Consider the following 18,387-nt stretch of genomic DNA (forward strand, 5'->3'; position numbering starts at 1 on the left):
GGTGCTATAAATCATGTCCGGCAATGAACAACGAATGGGTACCGAGAAGCGGCTTTGCGACCATCGCAACGCAAAACGGGCCCGCTAATGGCCGGCCCGTTCCGTAAATTTATTATAGCATTTCCACTCTCACCTGTATCATGCCATGGCACAGGTAACAGCAGGTTCTCTCCAGAAGTGGGTCAGGCGGCTTTGTCCTGCGCCTCTTTGGTCAGATATTCTTTCACATTCTCGGGCGAAGATTCACCATAGGGGTCTTCGCCGTGATTGTCGCTCATACCGGGCTCTTCGAACCAGGCTTCGATGACACCGTCTTTGATGATTGCCGCATAGCGCCAGCTGCGCATACCAAAGCCGAGATTGTCCTTCGCGACCAGCATGCCCATCTTGCGGGTGAATTCACCGGATCCATCGGGAATGACTTTGACGTTTTTCAGGTCCTGGGCCTCGGCCCATTTGTTCATGACAAAGCTGTCATTGACCGACATGCAATAGATCTCGTCGATGCCCTGTGCTTTGAAGTCTTCGAAGCCTTCTTCAAATCCCGGCAGCTGATAGGTCGAGCAGGTCGGGGTGAACGCGCCCGGCAAGGAGAAAAGAATCACGCGCTTGCCCGCAAAGTAATCGGCTGTGGTCTTGTCTTCCCAACGAAACGGGTTCGATCCGCCGACCGATTCGTCCCGCACACGGGTGCGAAAAGTGACTTCCGGCAGCTTAACTCCAGCTTTCATCTTGATCTCCTTGGTCTGCTGACTGAATAACTCGGGCATTACTTAGAATGGTTCCAAATCGAATTCAACCGATGAAATGCCGCAGATGCATGGTAAGCGCCGGACGCCGAGACGGGTTGCTGGCGCAATGTTGAAAATCCCGCTATATATCATAAAGGCAGACCATCAACCGCAAAGGCCAGACCACGTGCGAGACCTGAAAATTCCCGAGCAGCGCCACCCGGAAAAGGCCCACCGCCCCGATAACACGCAACCCAAAAAACCAAACTGGATTCGCGTCCGCGCACCGGGCGGACAGGGCTATGCCAACACAAGGCGCATCATGCGCGACAACAATCTGGTCACGGTTTGCGAAGAGGCCGGCTGCCCCAATGTCGGCGAATGCTGGAGTGCGGGCCACGCCACCATGATGATCATGGGCGAAATCTGCACACGGGGCTGTACCTTCTGCAACATCGCCACCGGTCGCCCCGACGCACTCGACCCCTTCGAACCGGGCCGGGTGGCCGATGCGGTGCAAAAGCTGGGGCTAAATCACGTTGTCATTACCTCGGTAGATCGTGACGATCTGGCCGATGGCGGGGCCGAACATTTCGCCCAGACGATCCGTGCGATCCGACATCGCAGCCCCGCCACAACGATCGAGATCCTGACCCCAGACTTTTTGAATTGCCCCGATTCGGCGCTGGAAACCGTGGTTGCCGCGAAACCGGATGTGTTCAACCACAATTTGGAAACCGTGCCCGGTCTCTATCCGTCGGTGCGCCCCGGTGCCCGCTATTTCCACAGCTTGCGCCTATTGCAACGGGTCAAAGAACTTGATCCCTCCATGTTTACCAAATCCGGCATCATGGTGGGCCTCGGCGAAGACGGGCAGGGGGTGCGACAGGTCATGGACGACATGCGCGCCGCCGACATCGACTTTCTGACGATCGGACAATATTTGCAGCCGACGCCGAAACACCACAGGATCGATCGCTTCGTTACGCCCGAGGAATTCGCGGCCTTTGAAAAAGCGGCCCGAGGCAAGGGTTTTCTAATGGTCTCCGCAACCCCGCTCACTCGGTCGTCCTATCACGCCGGTGCCGACTTTGCGCGCCTGCGCGCCGCGCGACAGGAGCTTTTGGGCATCGCCTGACGCCTTCTTCTTGCGAAAAAATATCCCGGGGGCGTCCGCAGGACGGGGGCAGCGCCCCCATCCGCCCTATCTATTTTCCGGCAACGCCTTGAGATAAGCGGCAATTGCGCTGCGGTCGTCTTTGCTCAGGTGGCCCATATTGGCAATTACCGACACCATCTGCCCGCCGGCGCTGTCATAATCCGGCGTCAGTCCGGTCTCCAGGTAATAGACGATATCCGTGGCGCTCCAGTCCATCTTTGCGGGGGATATGCCGGGGATACGGCCTTTGCCCGACGGGTTCGGGGCGCCCTGCATCCACTGGCTGCGATCTAGGCCGCCCGTCCAATCACGGGGCGTGTGACATTCGCCGCAATGCCCCACTGCTTCAACCAGATAGCGGCCGCGCTCCAGTGCCGGAATGCCGGCCTCTTTCAGAACCCAACCCGATGACATGTTCAGGTGTTTCCACAGCCCGATGCCGCGCCGGATGGTGAACGGGAAACCGAGCTCATGCGGCTTATCCGCCATGTCCGAAGGCGGAAGCGTATCCAAAAATGCCTTCAGATCGGCAATGTCCTGCGGCGTCATATGTTGGTAGCTGCCATAGGGAAAAGCGGGGTAATAATGCGTCCCATCGGGCGAGGTACCATAGAGCAGCGCGTTGCCGAGATCCTGCACAGTCCAGCCTGCCAGCCCCTGTTCCGAGGGCGAAATATTGGGCGCGATGAAGGTGCCAAAGGGGCTGATCATGCGATAACCGCCTGCCAGCACCAGGCGGGCCTCGTCCTTGGCTTTGGGTGCCGCATGGCAGGAGGCGCAGCCTCCGGCCCAAAATATTGTTTCGCCACGTCCGGCATCGCCGCTCACACCGGCAAACAAATCAGCATCGGCATGTTGTGGGCGGGTCAGAAACCAGAACAGGACCCCGCCAAATAGGGTCAGGATGATAAGATAGCGCAGGAATGTCACGATAATCTCCGGTCGGCCGGACGGTTTGACCCGTCCGGCCAATTTCACTCAAACGGTCTCACTCATCTTTGACGCGGTAATCCTCGTGGCAACCACCGCAGGCCTTGGCCAGCGGTCCCATCGCCCCTTGCAGGGGCTCCAAACCGTTGCCGGCAACTCCGGCCATGGCTGCGGTGGTTTCGGCCATGGTCTGCGCACGGTCGCCGAATTCGCTGTCATCGGCCCACAGGGCCGCCAGCGCTTCGGTGTGGTCCTTGCCCAGAACCTCCATATCGGAGCCCTCGGGCCAATAGCGCGTTTCGTCCATACGGGCGAGAGCGGCAAGGTTTTCTGCGGCTGCAACAGCGGCCTCGGCGTCATAATCGATCTCGCCTTTGGCCATGGCACCCAGCAGACCGAGATTGAAGGCATTCAGTTTCATATGCGCCTGACGGGCCTTGACCGCCGCAGCAATGGCTGGGTCAATATCGTCTTGGCTGATGGCAGTGGTGGCGACGATGCCGGCGACAAGCAGGCCGCCAATGACGGGAAACGTAAATTTCATGTAACCTTCTCCTTGAAAACGCTCTGACCCGCCTTGTCTATAACAGCGCATTGTAAAAACAAAACCAGCATTGTCAGGCCGGCGTAATGTGCCATTTAGCGCCGCATTTTCTGCGTCGTCGCCCAGTCGGGCCACAGGCCCAGCCACTCAACGCCGAAAATTGCCAGAAAGAGGGCGATGATCGCCAGGACCAGAATCACCCGATTCTCGGAGGGGGGATGTCGCGCCCATTGCGACATGCGCACAAGCCAGCGCATTAAGCGGTGAACCTCACCTTGCCAATGAACGGCAGGTTGCGGTTGCGTTGGGCAAAGTCGATGCCATAGCCGACGACGAATTCATCAGGAATTTCAAAGCCGATCCAGTCGGCGCGCAGATCGACCTCGCGGCGGCTGGGTTTGTCCAGCAGGGCAATGGATTTCAGGCGCGCGGGTTTGCGCGACCGCAGCAGGGCCAGCACATGTGTCAATGTGTGGCCGGTATCGACGATATCCTCGACCAAAAGCACGTCGCGCCCACCAATGGCGTTGCGCAGATCCTTGAGGATCCGTACCTCGCGGCTGCTTTGCTGGGCATCGCCATACGAGGACGCTTCAAGGAAATCGACCTCGATGGGCAGATCCAGTTCCCGCACGAGATCGGCGATGAACACGAAACTGCCGCGCAGCAAGCCGACCACGATCAGCTTGTCGGTACCGTCGAATTCATCGTGAATTTCACGGCTCAGTGCCTCGATCCGGGCCGCGATGGCCTTGGCCGAGATCATTTCGTCTATGACATAAGGACGCTGTGTCACGGCTTTCCCCTTGATCTTTCGGCGCAAGGATATGACATGGCGTGCCAAAATCAGCAAGCAAAGGCAGGGGATGCCCAAACATTCTGAAACCCGAGAACTCCCTTACACTGCCCAACAGATGTACGATCTGGTGGCGGATGTCGCGCGCTATCCCGAGTTTCTGCCGTGGTGTGCGGCTGCGCGTATCCGGCAGGTACAAGACCAAGGCGCGGCGCGGGTGATGGATGCCGACCTTGTCATCAGCTTCAAGGTATTCCGTGAAAGGTTCGGCAGCCGGGTCACGCTTTGGCAGGACGATATGAAAATCGATACCGAATATTTGGACGGGCCGTTCAAATATCTCAAATCCAACTGGGCGTTCGCGGACCGTCCCGACGGGGGCTGCGCTGTCTCATTCCACGTGGATTTCGAGTTTCGCAACGCCTTGCTGCAACGTATCATCGGTGTGGTTTTCAACGAAGCCATGCATCGGATCGTGCTGGCGTTTGAGCAGCGGGCCAAGGCGCTTTACGGTTAGCGGCACCGCCTTTACAAGGCTTGCTATACGGTCGGCAGATGTTACCATAACCGTATGATTACCGTGATTTACAGCGGCGAGATGTCGGATCTGCGCAAAGCTGTTTTCCAGCGGGCCGCTTCCCGGTGGGACACGATTTTGGACACCTCTTTTGATCCGGTGACCCTTGACGGAGTTGAAATCGATGGTGTGGTGATCAGGGCATCAATCGATCCGATCGACGGTGAAGCTGGGGTTTTGGGTCAGGCGGGGCCGACGGTTCTCGCACCGCAAAGCGGGCGGCCCCTCGCGGGAGTCATGCAGTTCGATCTGGCCGATGTGCTGCGGCTTGAACAGCAAAACAGCTTTGAGGATGTCGTGCTTCATGAAATGGGGCATGTGCTCGGCTTTGGCACTTTATGGACGCGATTCGGTCTTGTCAGCGGTAGTGGCACGGTCAACCCGCGCTTTACCGGAAATGCGGCGACGAGTGAATATGGGATTCTGACAAGCGACCCACACGATGGCGTGCCGATCGCCAATACCGGCGGCGCCGGTACCCGCGAAGGGCATTGGCGCGAGTTGATCTTTGGCGATGAGTTGCTGACCGGGTTCCTGTCGGGCTCAAGCCGTCCGATCAGCCGTATGTCGGTCGCATCCTTTGCCGATATGGGATACCGTGTCGATCTGGCCGCCGCCGATCCCTTTGATTTGCCTAGCTTTCGTGATCTTGCCCAGATGGGTCTTATGGAAGCCGTACGCGCGTGCGATCTGTGCCGAATGGCGCGTCCCGAGCCGGTGGTTCTTGGCGCGCAGGGCTGACGCAATCAAGCTGACAATGCCGTCTCTTGTTCGGGCCATTGATGCTGCGGGTCGGTCTGGTTGTAATATTGCTTTGCCGAATTGCCCGCCGATTTGTCAGAAAGTTTACAGAAAATCGCGTCGCCAAGACAATTTACATGGCGATCTCTCCTGTGTCGCCTACACTCTATATTAGAGAAGGGTGCCGCTTTTCTCGCCCCCCGGGATGGGAAGACGCGGATCTGTGTTGAGTAATGGGGGCTGATATGACCATCGACACCAACACGAAACGACCAATTCCAGCAGGGTTTGAACATGCGCACGCCACGCCGCACTCCTATGCGGCGATGTATGCCGAGTCGATCAGCGATCCGGAAGGGTTCTGGGGTCGCGAGGGCAAACGTCTTGACTGGATCAAGCCTTACAGCAAGGTCAAGAACACCAATTTCGAATTTGGCGAGGTCAGCATAAAATGGTTCGAGGATGGCGTTTTGAACGCCTGCGTGAATTGCGTCGACCGCCATCTGCCGACCCGAGGCAGCCAGACCGCAATCATTTTTGAGCCAGACAATCCCGATAGCCCGGCACGCCATATCACCTATGCCGAGCTTTCCGAGAAGGTAAACCGGATGGCCAACGTGCTGCTAAGTCAGGGCGTGGTCGAAGGCGATCGGGTGGTACTTTACCTGCCGATGATCCCCGAGGCCGCCTATGCCATGCTGGCCTGCGCGCGGATCGGTGCAATTCATTCCATTGTGTTCGCTGGTTTTTCGTCTGATGCGCTGGCCAACCGGATCAATGATTCCGAGGCCAAGGTGCTGATCACCGCCGATACCGCGCCGCGAGGCGGGCGCGTGACGGCCTTGAAGTCCAATGCGGATGCGGCGCTGCTGAACTGTTCCGAAAAAACCCGCTGTCTGGTGGTCAAACATACCGGCGATCAGACCACATGGGTTCAGGGCCGGGATGTTGATCTGCTGGCACAGATGGAACAAGCCAGCCCCGATTGCCCGCCCCGCGCGATGAATGCCGAAGACCCGCTTTTTATTCTGTACACCTCTGGGTCGACCGGGCGGCCGAAAGGCGTGGTGCACAGCATCGGTGGTTATCTGGCCTTTGCGGCGATGACGCACGAGTACACGTTCGACTATCACGATGGTGATGTTTTCTGGTGTACGGCAGATGTCGGCTGGGTGACGGGCCATAGTTATATCGTCTATGGTCCGCTGGCCAATGGCGCCACGACACTCATGTTCGAGGGCGTGCCGACCTTTCCCGACGCAGGCCGGTTCTGGCAGGTTTGCGAGAAACACAAGGTTAACCAGTTCTATACAGCACCCACTGCCATTCGGGCCTTGATGGCGCAGGAGGACGAATTCGTAACCCGGCATGACCTGTCATCGCTGCGGGTGCTGGGCACCGTCGGAGAACCGATCAACCCCGAGGCCTGGGCTTGGTACAACGATGTTGTTGGCAACGGCAAATGTCCCATTGTCGATACCTGGTGGCAGACCGAGACAGGCGGGCATCTGCTAACGCCGCTGCCCGGAGCGACCGAAACCAAACCCGGTTCGGCGACAGTGCCGTTCTTCGGTATCAAGCCGGTCATTCTGGAACCCGAAAGCGGCAAGCTGCTTGAAGACAATCCGGCGGAAGGCGTGCTGTGCTTTGCCGATAGCTGGCCGGGGCAGATGCGCACGATCTGGGGCGATCACCAGCGGTTCATGGAAACCTATTTCCAGCAATATCCCGGCTATTACTTCACCGGAGATGGCGCTTTGCGGGATGAAGACGGTTACTACTGGATTACCGGGCGGGTTGACGATGTGATCAACGTTTCGGGCCACCGTATGGGCACGTCCGAGGTTGAATCTGCCCTCGTCGCTCATGCCCAAGTCGCTGAGGCCGCGGTGGTTGGTTATCCGCACGAGATCAAGGGGCAGGGCATTTATGCCTATGTCACCCTCATGCATGATGTCGAGCCAAGCGACGGTCTGCGCAAGGATCTGGAAACATGGGTGCGTACGCAGATTGGACCGATTGCCCGGCCCGATGTGATCCAGTGGGCTCCGGGCCTGCCCAAAACCCGGTCGGGCAAGATTATGCGCCGTATTCTGCGCAAAATCGCCGAGAATGACTGTAAATCACTGGGCGATATCACGACATTAGCCGACCCTGAGGTCGTGGATGATCTGATCGCGAATCGCATGAACCGGGGCTGAGCGGGGAGTGTATGCTGTAACCAGAACGTCAGCCGTGCAGCCGCTGGGCAGGAGGGATGCTTATGGCGCTTACGCAACGATGAAACCTTATTAAGGAAGGACAAGTAAATGAGTTACGATAAATCTTCCAACGCATACTGGCGGGCCAATATCCGGATCATCACGATCTGTATGGTGATCTGGGCTTTGGTTTCTTTCGGCGGTGGGATTCTTCTGCGGCCCTTGCTGACAGGTATCAAAGTCGGCGGCAGCGATCTGGGCTTCTGGTTCGCACAGCAGGGATCGATCCTCACCTTTATCGTGCTGATCTTCGGGTATGTATTCCGGATGAACCGGCTGGATCGCGAATACGGCGTCGAAGAGTGAGACCATAGACATGACTCAATTTACCTTGAATCTGATTTTCATCGGCGGTTCGTTTGCCATCTATATCGGCATCGCCATTTGGGCACGGGCGGGGTCCACCGCCGAATTCTATGCCGCCAATCGGGGCGTGCACCCGGTCATGAACGGCATGGCAACCGCAGCCGACTGGATGTCGGCAGCTTCGTTCATTTCGATGGCGGGTCTGATCGCGTTCACCGGTTACGACAACTCGACCTATTTGATGGGTTGGACCGGGGGCTATGTGCTGTTGGCACTGCTGCTGGCTCCTTATCTGCGCAAATTCGGCAAGTTTACCGTGCCGCAATTCATCGGTGACCGATTCTATTCCCAGACCGCGCGGATTATCGGTGTAATCTGCCTGCTGATCATCTCGCTTACCTATGTGATCGGGCAGATGACTGGCGTTGGCGTGACCTTCTCGCGCTATCTTGAGGTCAGCAACGCCACCGGGTTGTGGATCGGTGCGGCAATCGTCTTTGCCTATTCGGTCATGGGCGGCATGAAAGGTGTGACTTATACGCAGGTCGCGCAATATGTCGTGTTGATCATCGCCTATACGATCCCGGCGGTCTTTATCTCCTTGGCGCTGACGGGCAACTTTCTGCCGCAACTGGGGCTGTTTGGCACCCATGAAGCATCGAACACGCTGTTCCTGACCAAACTTGATCAGGTGGTGACCGATCTGGGCTTCAAGGAATACACCGCCCATAACGGATCGACCCTGAACATGGTCTTGTTCACGCTGGCGCTGATGATCGGGACGGCGGGCCTGCCGCATGTCATCATCCGGTTTTTTACCGTACCCAAAGTATCGGACGCACGGTCGTCCGCAGGGTGGGCGCTGGTGTTCATCGCGCTGCTTTACACGGTCGCCCCGGCGGTCGGGTCGATGGCACGTCTGAACCTGACCACCACCATGTGGCCGGGGGCCGATACTGGCGAGACGTTCAGCGAACCGGCGGTCAGTCTGGCAGATATCGAGACCGCACCGAATCTGGAATGGATGCGGACATGGAACACCACTGGCCTGCTAAATTGGGAGGATAAGAACGGCGACGGGTTGATCCAGTATTACAACGATACCGGTCCCGCCGATTCTCCGGCCATGGTTGCGGCTGCCGAAAACGGCTGGCAGGGCAATGAATTGACCGAGGTCAATCGGGACATCATGGTTCTGGCCAACCCCGAGATCGCGAACCTGCCCGGCTGGGTTATCGGCATCACGGCGGCGGGTGGCCTTGCTGCGGCGCTGTCCACTGCTGCGGGTTTGCTGCTGGCGATTTCCAGTGCCGTCAGCCACGATCTGATCAAGGGCGCAATCAGCCCCGGTATTTCCGAACGTGGCGAATTGCTGGCGGCACGAATATCGATGGCGGTTTCGATCTTGGTCGCAACGCTCCTTGGGCTTAATCCCCCGGGCTTTGCGGCGCAGACGGTGGCGCTGGCCTTCGGTCTGGCGGCAAGCTCGATCTTCCCTGTGCTGATGATGGGCATCTTCTCAAAGCGCATGAACAAACAGGGTGCCATCGCGGGTATGCTTGCCGGGATCATTTCGACGCTGGTCTATATCTTCACCTATAAGGGCTGGTTCTTCATCGAAGGCACCAACCAGCTGCCCGATAACCTGGACAACTGGGTATTTGGCATCGCGCCGGCGTCGTTCGGTGTGATCGGTGCGATCATCAACTTCGCCGTGGCATTTATGGTGTCGCGCGTGACCCAGGAACCGCCGGAAGAGGTGCAAGTGCTGGTCGAGTCGATCCGCGTTCCCCGCGGTGCCGGTGCAGCGGTGCAGCACTGATCCGATGATTACCGGCCGCGCCCGAACCCCGGGCGCGGCCTTTTTAACCGGGATGGAGTGATATGGAACAGACCAGCCAGTTTCTGGCTTCAATTCATCCTTACAATACCCTTAGCCAAGGCGAATTGGCGCAAGTCGCCGGTGCCTTCGCCCGCCGGGAGTGGCAGACAGGCGAAACGATCTATCGCTATGGGGCGCCACTGGACGGTATCTACCTGATCGAAAGCGGCACGGTTGTGATTACCGACCAAAACGAGGCGCAGGTTTCTGTGCTGGGGCGCACCAACAGCTTTGGCGAGCGGGGGCTGCTACGCGATGGACATGCCGCCACCACCGCGCGGATGGCCGAAGCAGGCTGTCTGTTGCTGTTGCCCAGCCAAGAGTTGAATCGGCTGATCCGAAAATCACGCAGTTTCGCACGTTTTTTCACGCGTGGCCCCAGCAGTGATGGTGCACGCCCATATGCCGACATCGCGACGCTGAGGGTGACGGATTTCCTGACTGGGATAGCCCGTACCTGTGCTCCGGATACCCCGATCGCCGAAGCGGCCCGCATGATGCGCGAGGCGCATGTCAGCAGTCTTGGTATAACGCGTGATGACAGTCTCGTCGGGCTGGTCACGATTCGCGACATGTCCAATCGGGTGGTCGCCGAAGGCGTCGATGCCTCGCGCCCGGTCAGCGAGATCATGACCAAGGATCCGATCACGCTGGCGCCCGATGCTCTGGGCACAGATGTGCTGACGATCATGTTGGAGCGGCGCATTGGCCATTTGCCGGTGGTGGATCGCGGCGCCTTTGCCGGGATGGTCACACAGACCGACCTAATGCGGATTCAGGCGATTTCCAGCCCGGTGCTGATGCGTGACATCGGCGGCGCCGATACAGTCGAGCAACTGGTTTCCGCCACGGCGCGGATCCCCGAACTTTTGGTCAATTTGGTCGCCTCGGGGCAACGGCACGAGGTCATCACAAGGTTAATCACCGATATCGCCGATGCAGTGACGCGCCGCTTGCTAGCGATGGCCGAAGACCGCCTCGGCCCGCCGCCGGGCCGTTACCTTTGGGCCGCTTGCGGCAGTCAGGGACGGCAAGAGCAAACCGGCATATCGGATCAGGACAATTGCCTGATCCTGGGGGACGAGGTGCCGGCAGACAGCACCTATTTCGCCGATCTGGCGCAGTTCGTCAGCGATGGTCTTAACGCTTGCGGCTATATCTATTGTCCCGGCGACATGATGGCGATCAACCCGCGCTGGCGCCAGCCTCGGCGCGTCTGGCAGCGCTATTTTCAGGGCTGGATTGACCAACCCAGCCCCGAGGCGCAAATGCTGGCCAGCGTCATGTTCGATCTTCGCGGGATCGGTGGCGATCATGCGCTGCTTGAGGGGTTGCAGACCGCGACGCTGGAACTGGCCTCGAAGAACACGATTTTCGTGGCCCACATGATCGGCAATTCACTGAAACATCGCCCGCCGTTGGGGCTGATCCGGGGCTTCGCCACGATCCGCACGGGCGAGCATCGCAATCATATTGATATGAAGCTGAATGGCGTGGTGCCGGTGACTGATCTGGCGCGTATTTATGCGCTTCAGGGGCGTTTGCCCCCGGTCAATACGCGCGCGCGCTTGCAGGCCGCCGAAGCCGCCGGGGTGCTGTCGCCAAGTGGGGCCGGTGATTTGATCGCAGCCTTTGATCTGATCCAGACCACGCGGCTCGACAATCAGGCTAGAAAAATTCGCGAAGATGGCGCGGCGACCAATTTTCTGTCCCCCGCCGACTTGCCTGATTTCGAGCGCAGTCACCTGCGCGATGCCTTTGTTGTCGTGCGGACGATGCAATCGGCACTGGGCCACGGCAAGGGAGCGCTTGGATGACCGCAAGCATGGGGTGGGACGTACTGGGCATGTTGATCGTCGGACTCGGCGCGGCAGCCGTGCTTTACGCGGCACTGCACGCGCTGCGCAAGGCGGGGTTCCATACGCCGGGATGGGCGTTGCCCAGCGGGATCGGGGCCGCGATGCTGCTGTTTACGATCTGGAACGAATATACTTGGTTCCCGCGGGTGCGCGACCAGCTTCCTGACCATGTGCAGGTTCTTGACACGGGGGCAGGTGGCAAGGCTTGGCGGCCATGGACATTCGTTGTTCCGATGGTCACACGTTTTTCAGCACTCGAACCGTCTTCTGGCCAACTGGACAAGGATGGACCTATCAGGGTGCGTATTCTACTGGTCGAGCGCTGGCAGCCGACCCGCTTTGTCACGCTGGATGTCGATTGCGCCAGCGAAAGGCAGCGGATGGTGGCGGGCAACGGAACCGCCCAGAACTGGCAGGCTGTGGCGGGGAATGATCCGGTCCTGATTACTGCTTGTGCCAATGAAGGGGGAGTGTGATGGCAAATATCATGGTCGTCGAAGACGAGGACAACATCGCCATTGCGCTGGATTTTTTGCTGTCACGCGAAGGGCACGATCACACGCGGCTGGCGACCGGGGCAGGCGCGCTTGATACGATCCGCAAGGTCCGCCCAGATGTGGTCTTGCTGGATATCATGCTGCCGGATGTTTCCGGGTATCAGATTTTGCAGGACATGCGCGCCGATCCCGAGCTTGCCGAAATCCGTGTGCTGGTGATGACCGCCCGTGGCGCGGTGGTGGAGCGGCGCAAGGGGATGGCGCTGGGCGCTGATGGGTTTATCGCCAAACCTTTTGAACTGGTCGAATTGCGCGACGAACTGGCGCGCCTGTTGAAATCGGAATGCTGACGGGGCTTTCCCTTCGCCTGCGGATCTTCCTGATATTTGTTGGCCTGACAGCGGGGATCTTGCTGTCGATCGCTGCGGGCGCATTTATCACGGCCCGACAATTGGAAAATTTCGGGCTGGTAATTGGTGGTGCCACACTGTCAGGGTTTGGCGTGCTGGGGCTTTTGGTCTGGGTCTGGTTCCTGTTTGATCAGAATGTTGCCCGCCCGATCGAGACTCTTGCGGGGGGATTGCGGACCGGCTCCGTGCCCGACCCCGAAGAAGGGATCTATCTTGCCGATCTCGGTCCCGCCACCCGCGCTGCTGCAGAGGCCCGGACGCGCGAAACCGAGCGTTTGAGCGAGGCCGTGCGCCTGCATGCGGATGATCTGACCCGTGAGAAGTCGATGCTGGAATCGATCCTGTCGGATATCGGGGCCGCGGCTGTCATGGTCGATCAGCGCGGGCGGGTGATGTTCTATAATGCAGCCGCCAGCCGGATGATGCCGGGGCTTGGGCTGAACCGCGATTTGGCGCGGGCGCTGCGTACCGGCGCGGTCGATGCGGCGCGCGCGCGGCTGCGCGTTGTCGAGGCAGCGGGCTATGGATCTGCCGATGCGCCGCCAGCCGCTACCGGTCTGGTTTGTTTCACGCAAACCGGTGACCGTCTGTCCGGTCTGATGCGTGCGCTGAGCGATGAACGTGGGCATATATTGATCCTGCGCGCGGCTAAATCGCCTGCGGCCCAAGCGTCGGCAGATGGCACCGAAACCCTGCGCCGTAGTGCCGCCAGCCTGGTTCCGCTGTTAAGCGAGCTTGATGGCCCAGTGCCCCCCGCTGTTGCCAAGGCGATCCGCTCGGAAGCATCGAGATTGGCCGGTGCGTTACGTGCGCTGACACCGCCTGAAATGGCTGAAACACAAGATCAGGGCCGGGTTGGCGCGGCCGAATTGATCGGCTCGGTCACAGGGGTCGCGGAAACCGAATATGCGGGCGAACTGACGCTGGCCGTGGATGGCGGCACCTTGGCGGCGCTTGTCAGCGATCTTGCGGCGCGTCTTGTCGCAAGCGGACGGCCCGCGCCCCGGCTGACCCTTGATGACGAGGGTCATGAGGCCGGTGCGCAGATCCGTCTGTCGTGGCAGGGCGAAGTGCTGCCGGTGGCGGAACTTGATCAATGGCTGGACCAACCTTCTGACCCTGATCGCCCCGATCAAACTGGTGCCGATTTGCTGGCCGAGATGGGCACCAGCATCTGGCCTGAGTCCGATGATCATGGACGCGCGGCATTGGTCCTGCCACTGCCTCTGGCGGCGTCGGACCGGGACCATGCGCCGGGTCTGACCTATGATTTTGGGCTGACCGAACAAGATGGGGATCATGGATTGCTGTCAGGGTTGACCTGCGTCGTGTTCGACACGGAAACCACTGGCCTGGGCCCCACCGACCGCATTGTCCAAATCGCCGGGCTGCGGATCACCAATGGGCGTCTGACAGGCGAGCGGTTTGAAACGCTGGTCAATCCGGGTCGTCCAATTCCCGCCGTTTCAACCGATGTGCATGGCATCACCGACGCCATGGTCGCCGACGCGCCCGACACCGGCGACGCCCTGCACAGGTTCCACGAATTTGCGGACGGGGCTGTGCTTGTCGCCCATAATGCGCCATTCGATATGGGCTTTTTACATGCGGCGCGGGCCGAAAGCAGGGTGGCCTTCGACAACCGGGTGATGGACACGGTTCTGTTGTCAGCGATGGTCTGGGGCCAAGCCGTGTCGCATTCGCTGGACGCGTTGACCGCGCGGCTGGGTATCGAGATTCCGCCCGAGTTGCGCCACACTGCGATGGGTGATGCCGAAGCAACCGCAGAGGCATTTCTGCGCCTGCTCCCCGCGTTGGCAGCCAAAGGGATTGCGCGATTTGACGACATGAGCGCTGCAGCGGCAAAGCATCGCCGCCTTCTTGCGGACGCCAATCTGTGCCGGCCGGATGATCACGCACCGGAAACGCAGGACCATTGACGACTCTGCGGCGCGATGGCACTCAGCACTTCGCACTATCGGAGGCCAAGGCCATGACGCGCGCGCTGATGATTCAGGGGACCGGCTCGAATGTGGGCAAATCCATGCTGGTTGCCGGACTGTGCCGCGCGGCACGGCGCCGGGGTCTATCGGTCGCGCCCTTCAAGCCGCAAAACATGTCAAACAACGCGGCTGTAACGGCGGATGGGGGCGAAATCGGGCGCGCCCAGGCGCTGCAGGCGCAGGCTTGCGGGCTGGAGCCGCGCAGCGACATGAACCCGGTCTTGTTGAAACCCCAGAGCGAAACCGGTGCCCAAGTGATCGTACAGGGCCAAAGCCGTGGCAGCACCCGTGCGGCTGACTATGCCGCCGTAAAGCCAAAGCTTTTGAACGCGGTATTAGATAGTTTCGCGCGGCTGCAATCGGCACATGATCTGGTGATTGTCGAGGGCGCGGGCAGTCCGGCTGAGATCAACCTGCGACCCAACGATATTGCCAATATGGGATTTGCGCGGGCGGCGGACGTTCCGGTGGTGTTGGCAGGAGATATCGACCGGGGCGGTGTTATCGCGCAGCTCATCGGCACGCAGGCAGTGCTTGCCGCTGAGGATGCCGCGATGATCGCGGGCTTTCTGATCAACAAGTTCCGCGGCGATAAGCGGCTGTTCGACGATGGATATAAGCAGATCGAGCAGCGTACGGGATGGCGCGGTTTCGGCGTGCTGCCCTGGTTTGAGAATGCTTGGCGCCTGCCGGCAGAAGATGCGCAGGATATCGCCACGCCACAGCGGGAGTCCGGGTTGCATATCGTTGCCCTGACTTTCTCGCGCATTGCCAATTTCGACGATCTTGATCCATTGACGCAGGAACCGGGCGTGCGCCTGACCATGTTGCGCGCCGGGCAAGCGATTCCCGGCGATGCCGATTTGGTCATCCTGCCGGGCACGAAATCGACGCGCGGCGATCTGGACTTTCTGCGCGCGCAGGGTTGGGACATTGACCTTGCGGCGCATCACCGGCGCGGCGGGCATGTGTTAGGCCTGTGTGGCGGCTATCAGATGCTGGGGCGCAGCATCGCGGACCCCGATGGGATTGAGGGCGCGCCGGGCGAGACGCCGGGCCTTGGCCTGTTGCAGATCGATACGGTAATGGCGGCGGACAAGCGGCTCAGTCAGGTGGAGGCGGTCCATGTGCCCACCGGGCAACCGCTTAGGGGGTATGAAATCCATATCGGCCGCAGCGATGGTGCGGACCGCGCCCGTCCGTTCGCGCATATCGCGGGCGAGGGCGAAGGCGCGATCAGCGCCGACGGGCGCATCGCCGGAAGCTATCTGCATGGCATGTTCCGCGATGATGCATTTCGCGCGGCCTTCCTTGGCAATCTCGGCGCGCCGGCATCGGGGCATAGCTACGATAGTGCGGTCGAGCATACGTTAGACGCCTTGGCCGATCATATCGAAACCCATCTGGACGTATCGGCGTTATTGGCGATCGCGCAGTAAGTGGGCCCAGCTGAGCGCCCCCAGCAGCAATGCCAGCGCATGGTCGCGCGCCGCCTTGCGCACTGCATCGCGGCCCAGCGCGCCGAACTCGACGGTTTCGACCTTTGTCGCGATGCCCTTGCGCGCGATGCCGAAACAGACCCGGCCCTCGGGCTTGAGTTCCGTTCCGCCGGGACCGGCGACACCGGTGATCGACACCGCCAGTTGCACCGGCGCATGGGCCAGAGCGCCTTCGGCCATTTCGCGGGCGACCTGTTCGGATACGGCGCCAAACCGGGCGAGCGTTTCGCCACGCACAGCCAGCATTTCGCGTTTGGCGGCGTTGGAATAGGTGACAAATCCACGTTCGACCACGTCGGACGAACCAGGAATGTCGGTGAGCGCCGCAGCCACCATGCCGCCGGTGCAGCTTTCGGCGGTGGCGATCATCACACCTGCCGCGCGGGCGCGCTCAAGCAGCGTTTTGATATCGGTCATCCCATCATCCCATCATCCCATCATCCCGTGCCACAGACCGGCGAGGATCATCACGCCGATGCCCGCAAAGATGCCGGCGATGATATCGTCCAGCATCACGCCCAGCGGCCCGCCTTGGCGGTCGGCCCAACCGACCGGGCCGGGTTTGACGATATCGAAAAGCCGAAACAGCAGGAATGAAGCGATCCAGCCGGGCCAGAGTGCGGTGATCTCGATGCCCTGCGACCACGCGACATAGCTGAGCGGGAACAGCGCGATCATCTGGCCGGCCACTTCGTCGATGACGATTTCGGAGGGGTCTTTGTTGGCATTGTCGCGGGTCGCCACGCCTACCGCCCACCAGCCCTGAAGGATTACCGCCACCGTGGCAACCACCAGCAAGGGAAAGCCGCCAAACGCATGAAACAGCCAGGCCAGCGGCAAGGTGGCAAGCGACCCCCAAGTGCCCGGAGCCGGGCGCAGATGGCCGATACCGCCCAGCGTCGCGATCTGGCGAGCCAGCGCCATCATGGCCGGACCAATGTGGCACTGGTCATGGCGGCAATACCTTCGCCCCGGCCGGTAAAGCCCAGCCTTTCGGATGTGGTTGCCTTGACCGAGACACGCCAGGGTTCAACGCCCATGATCGTGGCTAGGGCATTTTGCATGTCCTGCGCGTGGGGACCGATTTTTGGCTCTTCGCAGATCAAGGTCACATCGACATTGCCGATATCATAGCCCAGATCGCGCGCGGTCTGCACCGCATGGATCAGGAATTGGTCGCTGGCGGCACCTTTCCAACGGGCCTCGGATGGGGGGAAATGCCGCCCGATATCACCCATCGCCAGCGCCCCATAGATCGCATCGCATAGCGCATGAATGCCGACATCAGCGTCGGAATGGCCGGTCAGCGTGCGCACATGCGGGATCTTGACACCGCACAGAGTCACATGATCACCGGGGCCAAAGCGATGCACGTCGAACCCGTTTCCAAGCCGTATATCCATGTCATTTCCCAATATGCGTTCAGCGCGCGCGAAATCGGCGGCGGTGGTAATTTTCATATTGTCGGCCTCGCCGGGCACGATGGCAACCGCCACTCCGGCGGCGCGGGCGACTTCGACATCATCCAGCGCTTCGCCCTCATAGGTCGCATGGGCGGCGACGATCGCGTCGAGATGAAATCCTTGCGGTGTCTGCGCGGCGAACAGACCCGCACGGTCTTGCGTGCCGGTAACCTGTCCCGCCGATCCGTGCCACAATGCATCGGTAACGGGCAGCGCCGGCGCTGCGGCCTTGTGCTCGTCGAGCGCATCAAGCACCGCGTTGATCAGTGCAGGGCTGAAACAAGGGCGCGCGACGTCGTGTATCAGCACCCGCGTGACGCCGGTGCGGGCCAGCGCGGCCAGACCGTTTTGCACCGATTGCGCCCGTGTCGCGCCGCCGCTGGCAAGAATCACGTCGGGCTGGCTTTCAAACTCGGCCCATGCGGCCTCATCCTCGGGAGCAAGCACCAGAACCATGTGCTTCAGGCGGCGGCAGGTGCGGAATCGCTCCAGTGTCCAGTCGGCCATACGCCGACCAGCAAGAAGGCGCCATTGTTTCGGCACACCGGCACCGGCGCGTTGGCCGCGTCCGGCGGCAAGGATGATGGCGGCTGTGGTCATGGATCCGTCCTGTTAACGCGCCCTGTCTAGGCTGTGATTGCGATCAGGGCAATTGCCCGGACCTATGGTCACGATTGGCAGAGCGCAAAAGATCGGTTAATCCATTTGGCAATGGAATAAGGATTAGAT

Annotated in this window: 19 protein-coding genes; 11 read left to right on the forward strand and 8 right to left on the reverse strand. The window is 60.1% G+C overall.

Annotated elements, in window-relative coordinates; genetic code table 11:
- Positions 1-182: 182 nt before the first annotated feature.
- On the reverse strand, positions 183-731 hold the full coding sequence (locus JAO82_RS03890) for a peroxiredoxin (RefSeq protein ID WP_198685038.1): 549 nt from the start codon (positions 729-731) through the stop codon (positions 183-185).
- A gap of 187 nt (positions 732-918) precedes the next feature.
- Here JAO82_RS03890 and lipA point away from each other — a divergent pair, with 187 nt between their 5' ends.
- Complete coding sequence (gene lipA, locus JAO82_RS03895) at positions 919-1,869, forward strand: lipoyl synthase (RefSeq protein ID WP_198685039.1); 951 nt, start codon at positions 919-921, stop codon at positions 1,867-1,869.
- A gap of 66 nt (positions 1,870-1,935) precedes the next feature.
- Here the strand turns inward: lipA and JAO82_RS03900 are convergent, their stop codons facing one another.
- From JAO82_RS03900 to hpt, 4 genes are all read right to left on the reverse strand, one after another.
- Positions 1,936-2,820 (reverse strand): cytochrome c, encoded by an 885-nt coding sequence (locus JAO82_RS03900; protein WP_332872477.1) that lies wholly within the window; start codon positions 2,818-2,820, stop codon positions 1,936-1,938.
- A gap of 58 nt (positions 2,821-2,878) precedes the next feature.
- Entirely contained in the window at positions 2,879-3,364 is a 486-nt protein-coding gene (locus JAO82_RS03905; protein WP_198685040.1) for a c-type cytochrome, read from the reverse strand.
- Positions 3,365-3,459: 95 nt separating this feature from the next.
- Positions 3,460-3,621, reverse strand: coding sequence for a hypothetical protein (locus JAO82_RS03910; RefSeq protein ID WP_198685041.1), 162 nt, complete (start codon positions 3,619-3,621; stop codon positions 3,460-3,462).
- A complete protein-coding gene (gene hpt / locus JAO82_RS03915; protein ID WP_198685042.1) occupies positions 3,621-4,160 on the reverse strand; it encodes a hypoxanthine phosphoribosyltransferase in 540 nt (179 codons plus the stop codon). Before hpt ends, JAO82_RS03910 begins: the two co-directional genes overlap by 1 nt.
- Positions 4,161-4,230: 70 nt before the next feature.
- On the opposite strand from hpt, the gene JAO82_RS03920 reads away from it, so the two are divergent.
- The 10 genes from JAO82_RS03920 (at position 4,231) to JAO82_RS03965 (ending at position 16,135) form a co-directional block, all read left to right on the forward strand.
- Positions 4,231-4,677 (forward strand): type II toxin-antitoxin system RatA family toxin, encoded by a 447-nt coding sequence (locus JAO82_RS03920; protein WP_198685043.1) that lies wholly within the window; start codon positions 4,231-4,233, stop codon positions 4,675-4,677.
- Between the two features lie 54 nt (positions 4,678-4,731).
- Positions 4,732-5,478: a leishmanolysin-related zinc metalloendopeptidase gene (locus JAO82_RS03925; RefSeq protein WP_198685044.1), complete on the forward strand. Its 747-nt coding sequence runs from the start codon at positions 4,732-4,734 to the stop codon at positions 5,476-5,478.
- A gap of 245 nt (positions 5,479-5,723) precedes the next feature.
- The gene (gene acs / locus JAO82_RS03930; protein ID WP_198685045.1) at positions 5,724-7,679 is read left to right on the forward strand and encodes an acetate--CoA ligase; all 1,956 of its coding nucleotides are present in this window, start codon (positions 5,724-5,726) and stop codon (positions 7,677-7,679) included.
- A gap of 108 nt (positions 7,680-7,787) precedes the next feature.
- Positions 7,788-8,045 (forward strand): DUF4212 domain-containing protein, encoded by a 258-nt coding sequence (locus tag JAO82_RS03935; protein ID WP_198685046.1) that lies wholly within the window; start codon positions 7,788-7,790, stop codon positions 8,043-8,045.
- A 10-nt stretch (positions 8,046-8,055) separates the two neighbouring features.
- Positions 8,056-9,867: a sodium:solute symporter family protein gene (locus tag JAO82_RS03940; RefSeq protein ID WP_198685047.1), complete on the forward strand. Its 1,812-nt coding sequence runs from the start codon at positions 8,056-8,058 to the stop codon at positions 9,865-9,867.
- A 62-nt stretch (positions 9,868-9,929) separates the two neighbouring features.
- Positions 9,930-11,744 (forward strand): DUF294 nucleotidyltransferase-like domain-containing protein, encoded by a 1,815-nt coding sequence (locus JAO82_RS03945; protein WP_198685048.1) that lies wholly within the window; start codon positions 9,930-9,932, stop codon positions 11,742-11,744.
- Complete coding sequence (locus JAO82_RS03950) at positions 11,741-12,262, forward strand: hypothetical protein (RefSeq protein WP_198685049.1); 522 nt, start codon at positions 11,741-11,743, stop codon at positions 12,260-12,262. Before JAO82_RS03945 ends, JAO82_RS03950 begins: the two co-directional genes overlap by 4 nt.
- On the forward strand, positions 12,262-12,633 hold the full coding sequence (locus JAO82_RS03955; protein ID WP_198685050.1) for a response regulator transcription factor: 372 nt from the start codon (positions 12,262-12,264) through the stop codon (positions 12,631-12,633). Before JAO82_RS03950 ends, JAO82_RS03955 begins: the two co-directional genes overlap by 1 nt.
- A complete protein-coding gene (locus JAO82_RS03960; protein ID WP_198685051.1) occupies positions 12,627-14,633 on the forward strand; it encodes a 3'-5' exonuclease in 2,007 nt (668 codons plus the stop codon). The genes JAO82_RS03955 and JAO82_RS03960 overlap by 7 nt, the downstream gene beginning before the upstream one ends.
- Before the next feature lie 53 nt (positions 14,634-14,686).
- Positions 14,687-16,135, forward strand: coding sequence for a cobyric acid synthase (locus JAO82_RS03965; RefSeq protein WP_198685052.1), 1,449 nt, complete (start codon positions 14,687-14,689; stop codon positions 16,133-16,135).
- Here JAO82_RS03965 and JAO82_RS03970 read toward each other — a convergent pair.
- Genes JAO82_RS03970 through JAO82_RS03980 form a run of 3 tightly spaced genes read right to left on the reverse strand, consistent with a single transcriptional unit; the run spans position 16,115 to position 18,258 of the window.
- Positions 16,115-16,612, reverse strand: coding sequence for a CinA family protein (locus tag JAO82_RS03970; RefSeq protein ID WP_198685053.1), 498 nt, complete (start codon positions 16,610-16,612; stop codon positions 16,115-16,117). The two genes, JAO82_RS03965 and JAO82_RS03970, sit on opposite strands and share 21 nt — an antisense overlap.
- 12 nt (positions 16,613-16,624) lie before the next feature.
- Positions 16,625-17,119: a phosphatidylglycerophosphatase A family protein gene (locus tag JAO82_RS03975; protein ID WP_198685224.1), complete on the reverse strand. Its 495-nt coding sequence runs from the start codon at positions 17,117-17,119 to the stop codon at positions 16,625-16,627.
- Positions 17,119-18,258, reverse strand: coding sequence for a bifunctional 2-C-methyl-D-erythritol 4-phosphate cytidylyltransferase/2-C-methyl-D-erythritol 2,4-cyclodiphosphate synthase (locus tag JAO82_RS03980; RefSeq protein ID WP_198685054.1), 1,140 nt, complete (start codon positions 18,256-18,258; stop codon positions 17,119-17,121). The genes JAO82_RS03975 and JAO82_RS03980 overlap by 1 nt, the downstream gene beginning before the upstream one ends.
- Positions 18,259-18,387: the final 129 nt, after the last annotated feature.

This window comes from Pontibaca salina, from assembly GCF_016307205.1.
In the GTDB taxonomy this organism is placed as follows: domain Bacteria; phylum Pseudomonadota; class Alphaproteobacteria; order Rhodobacterales; family Rhodobacteraceae; genus Pontibaca; species Pontibaca salina.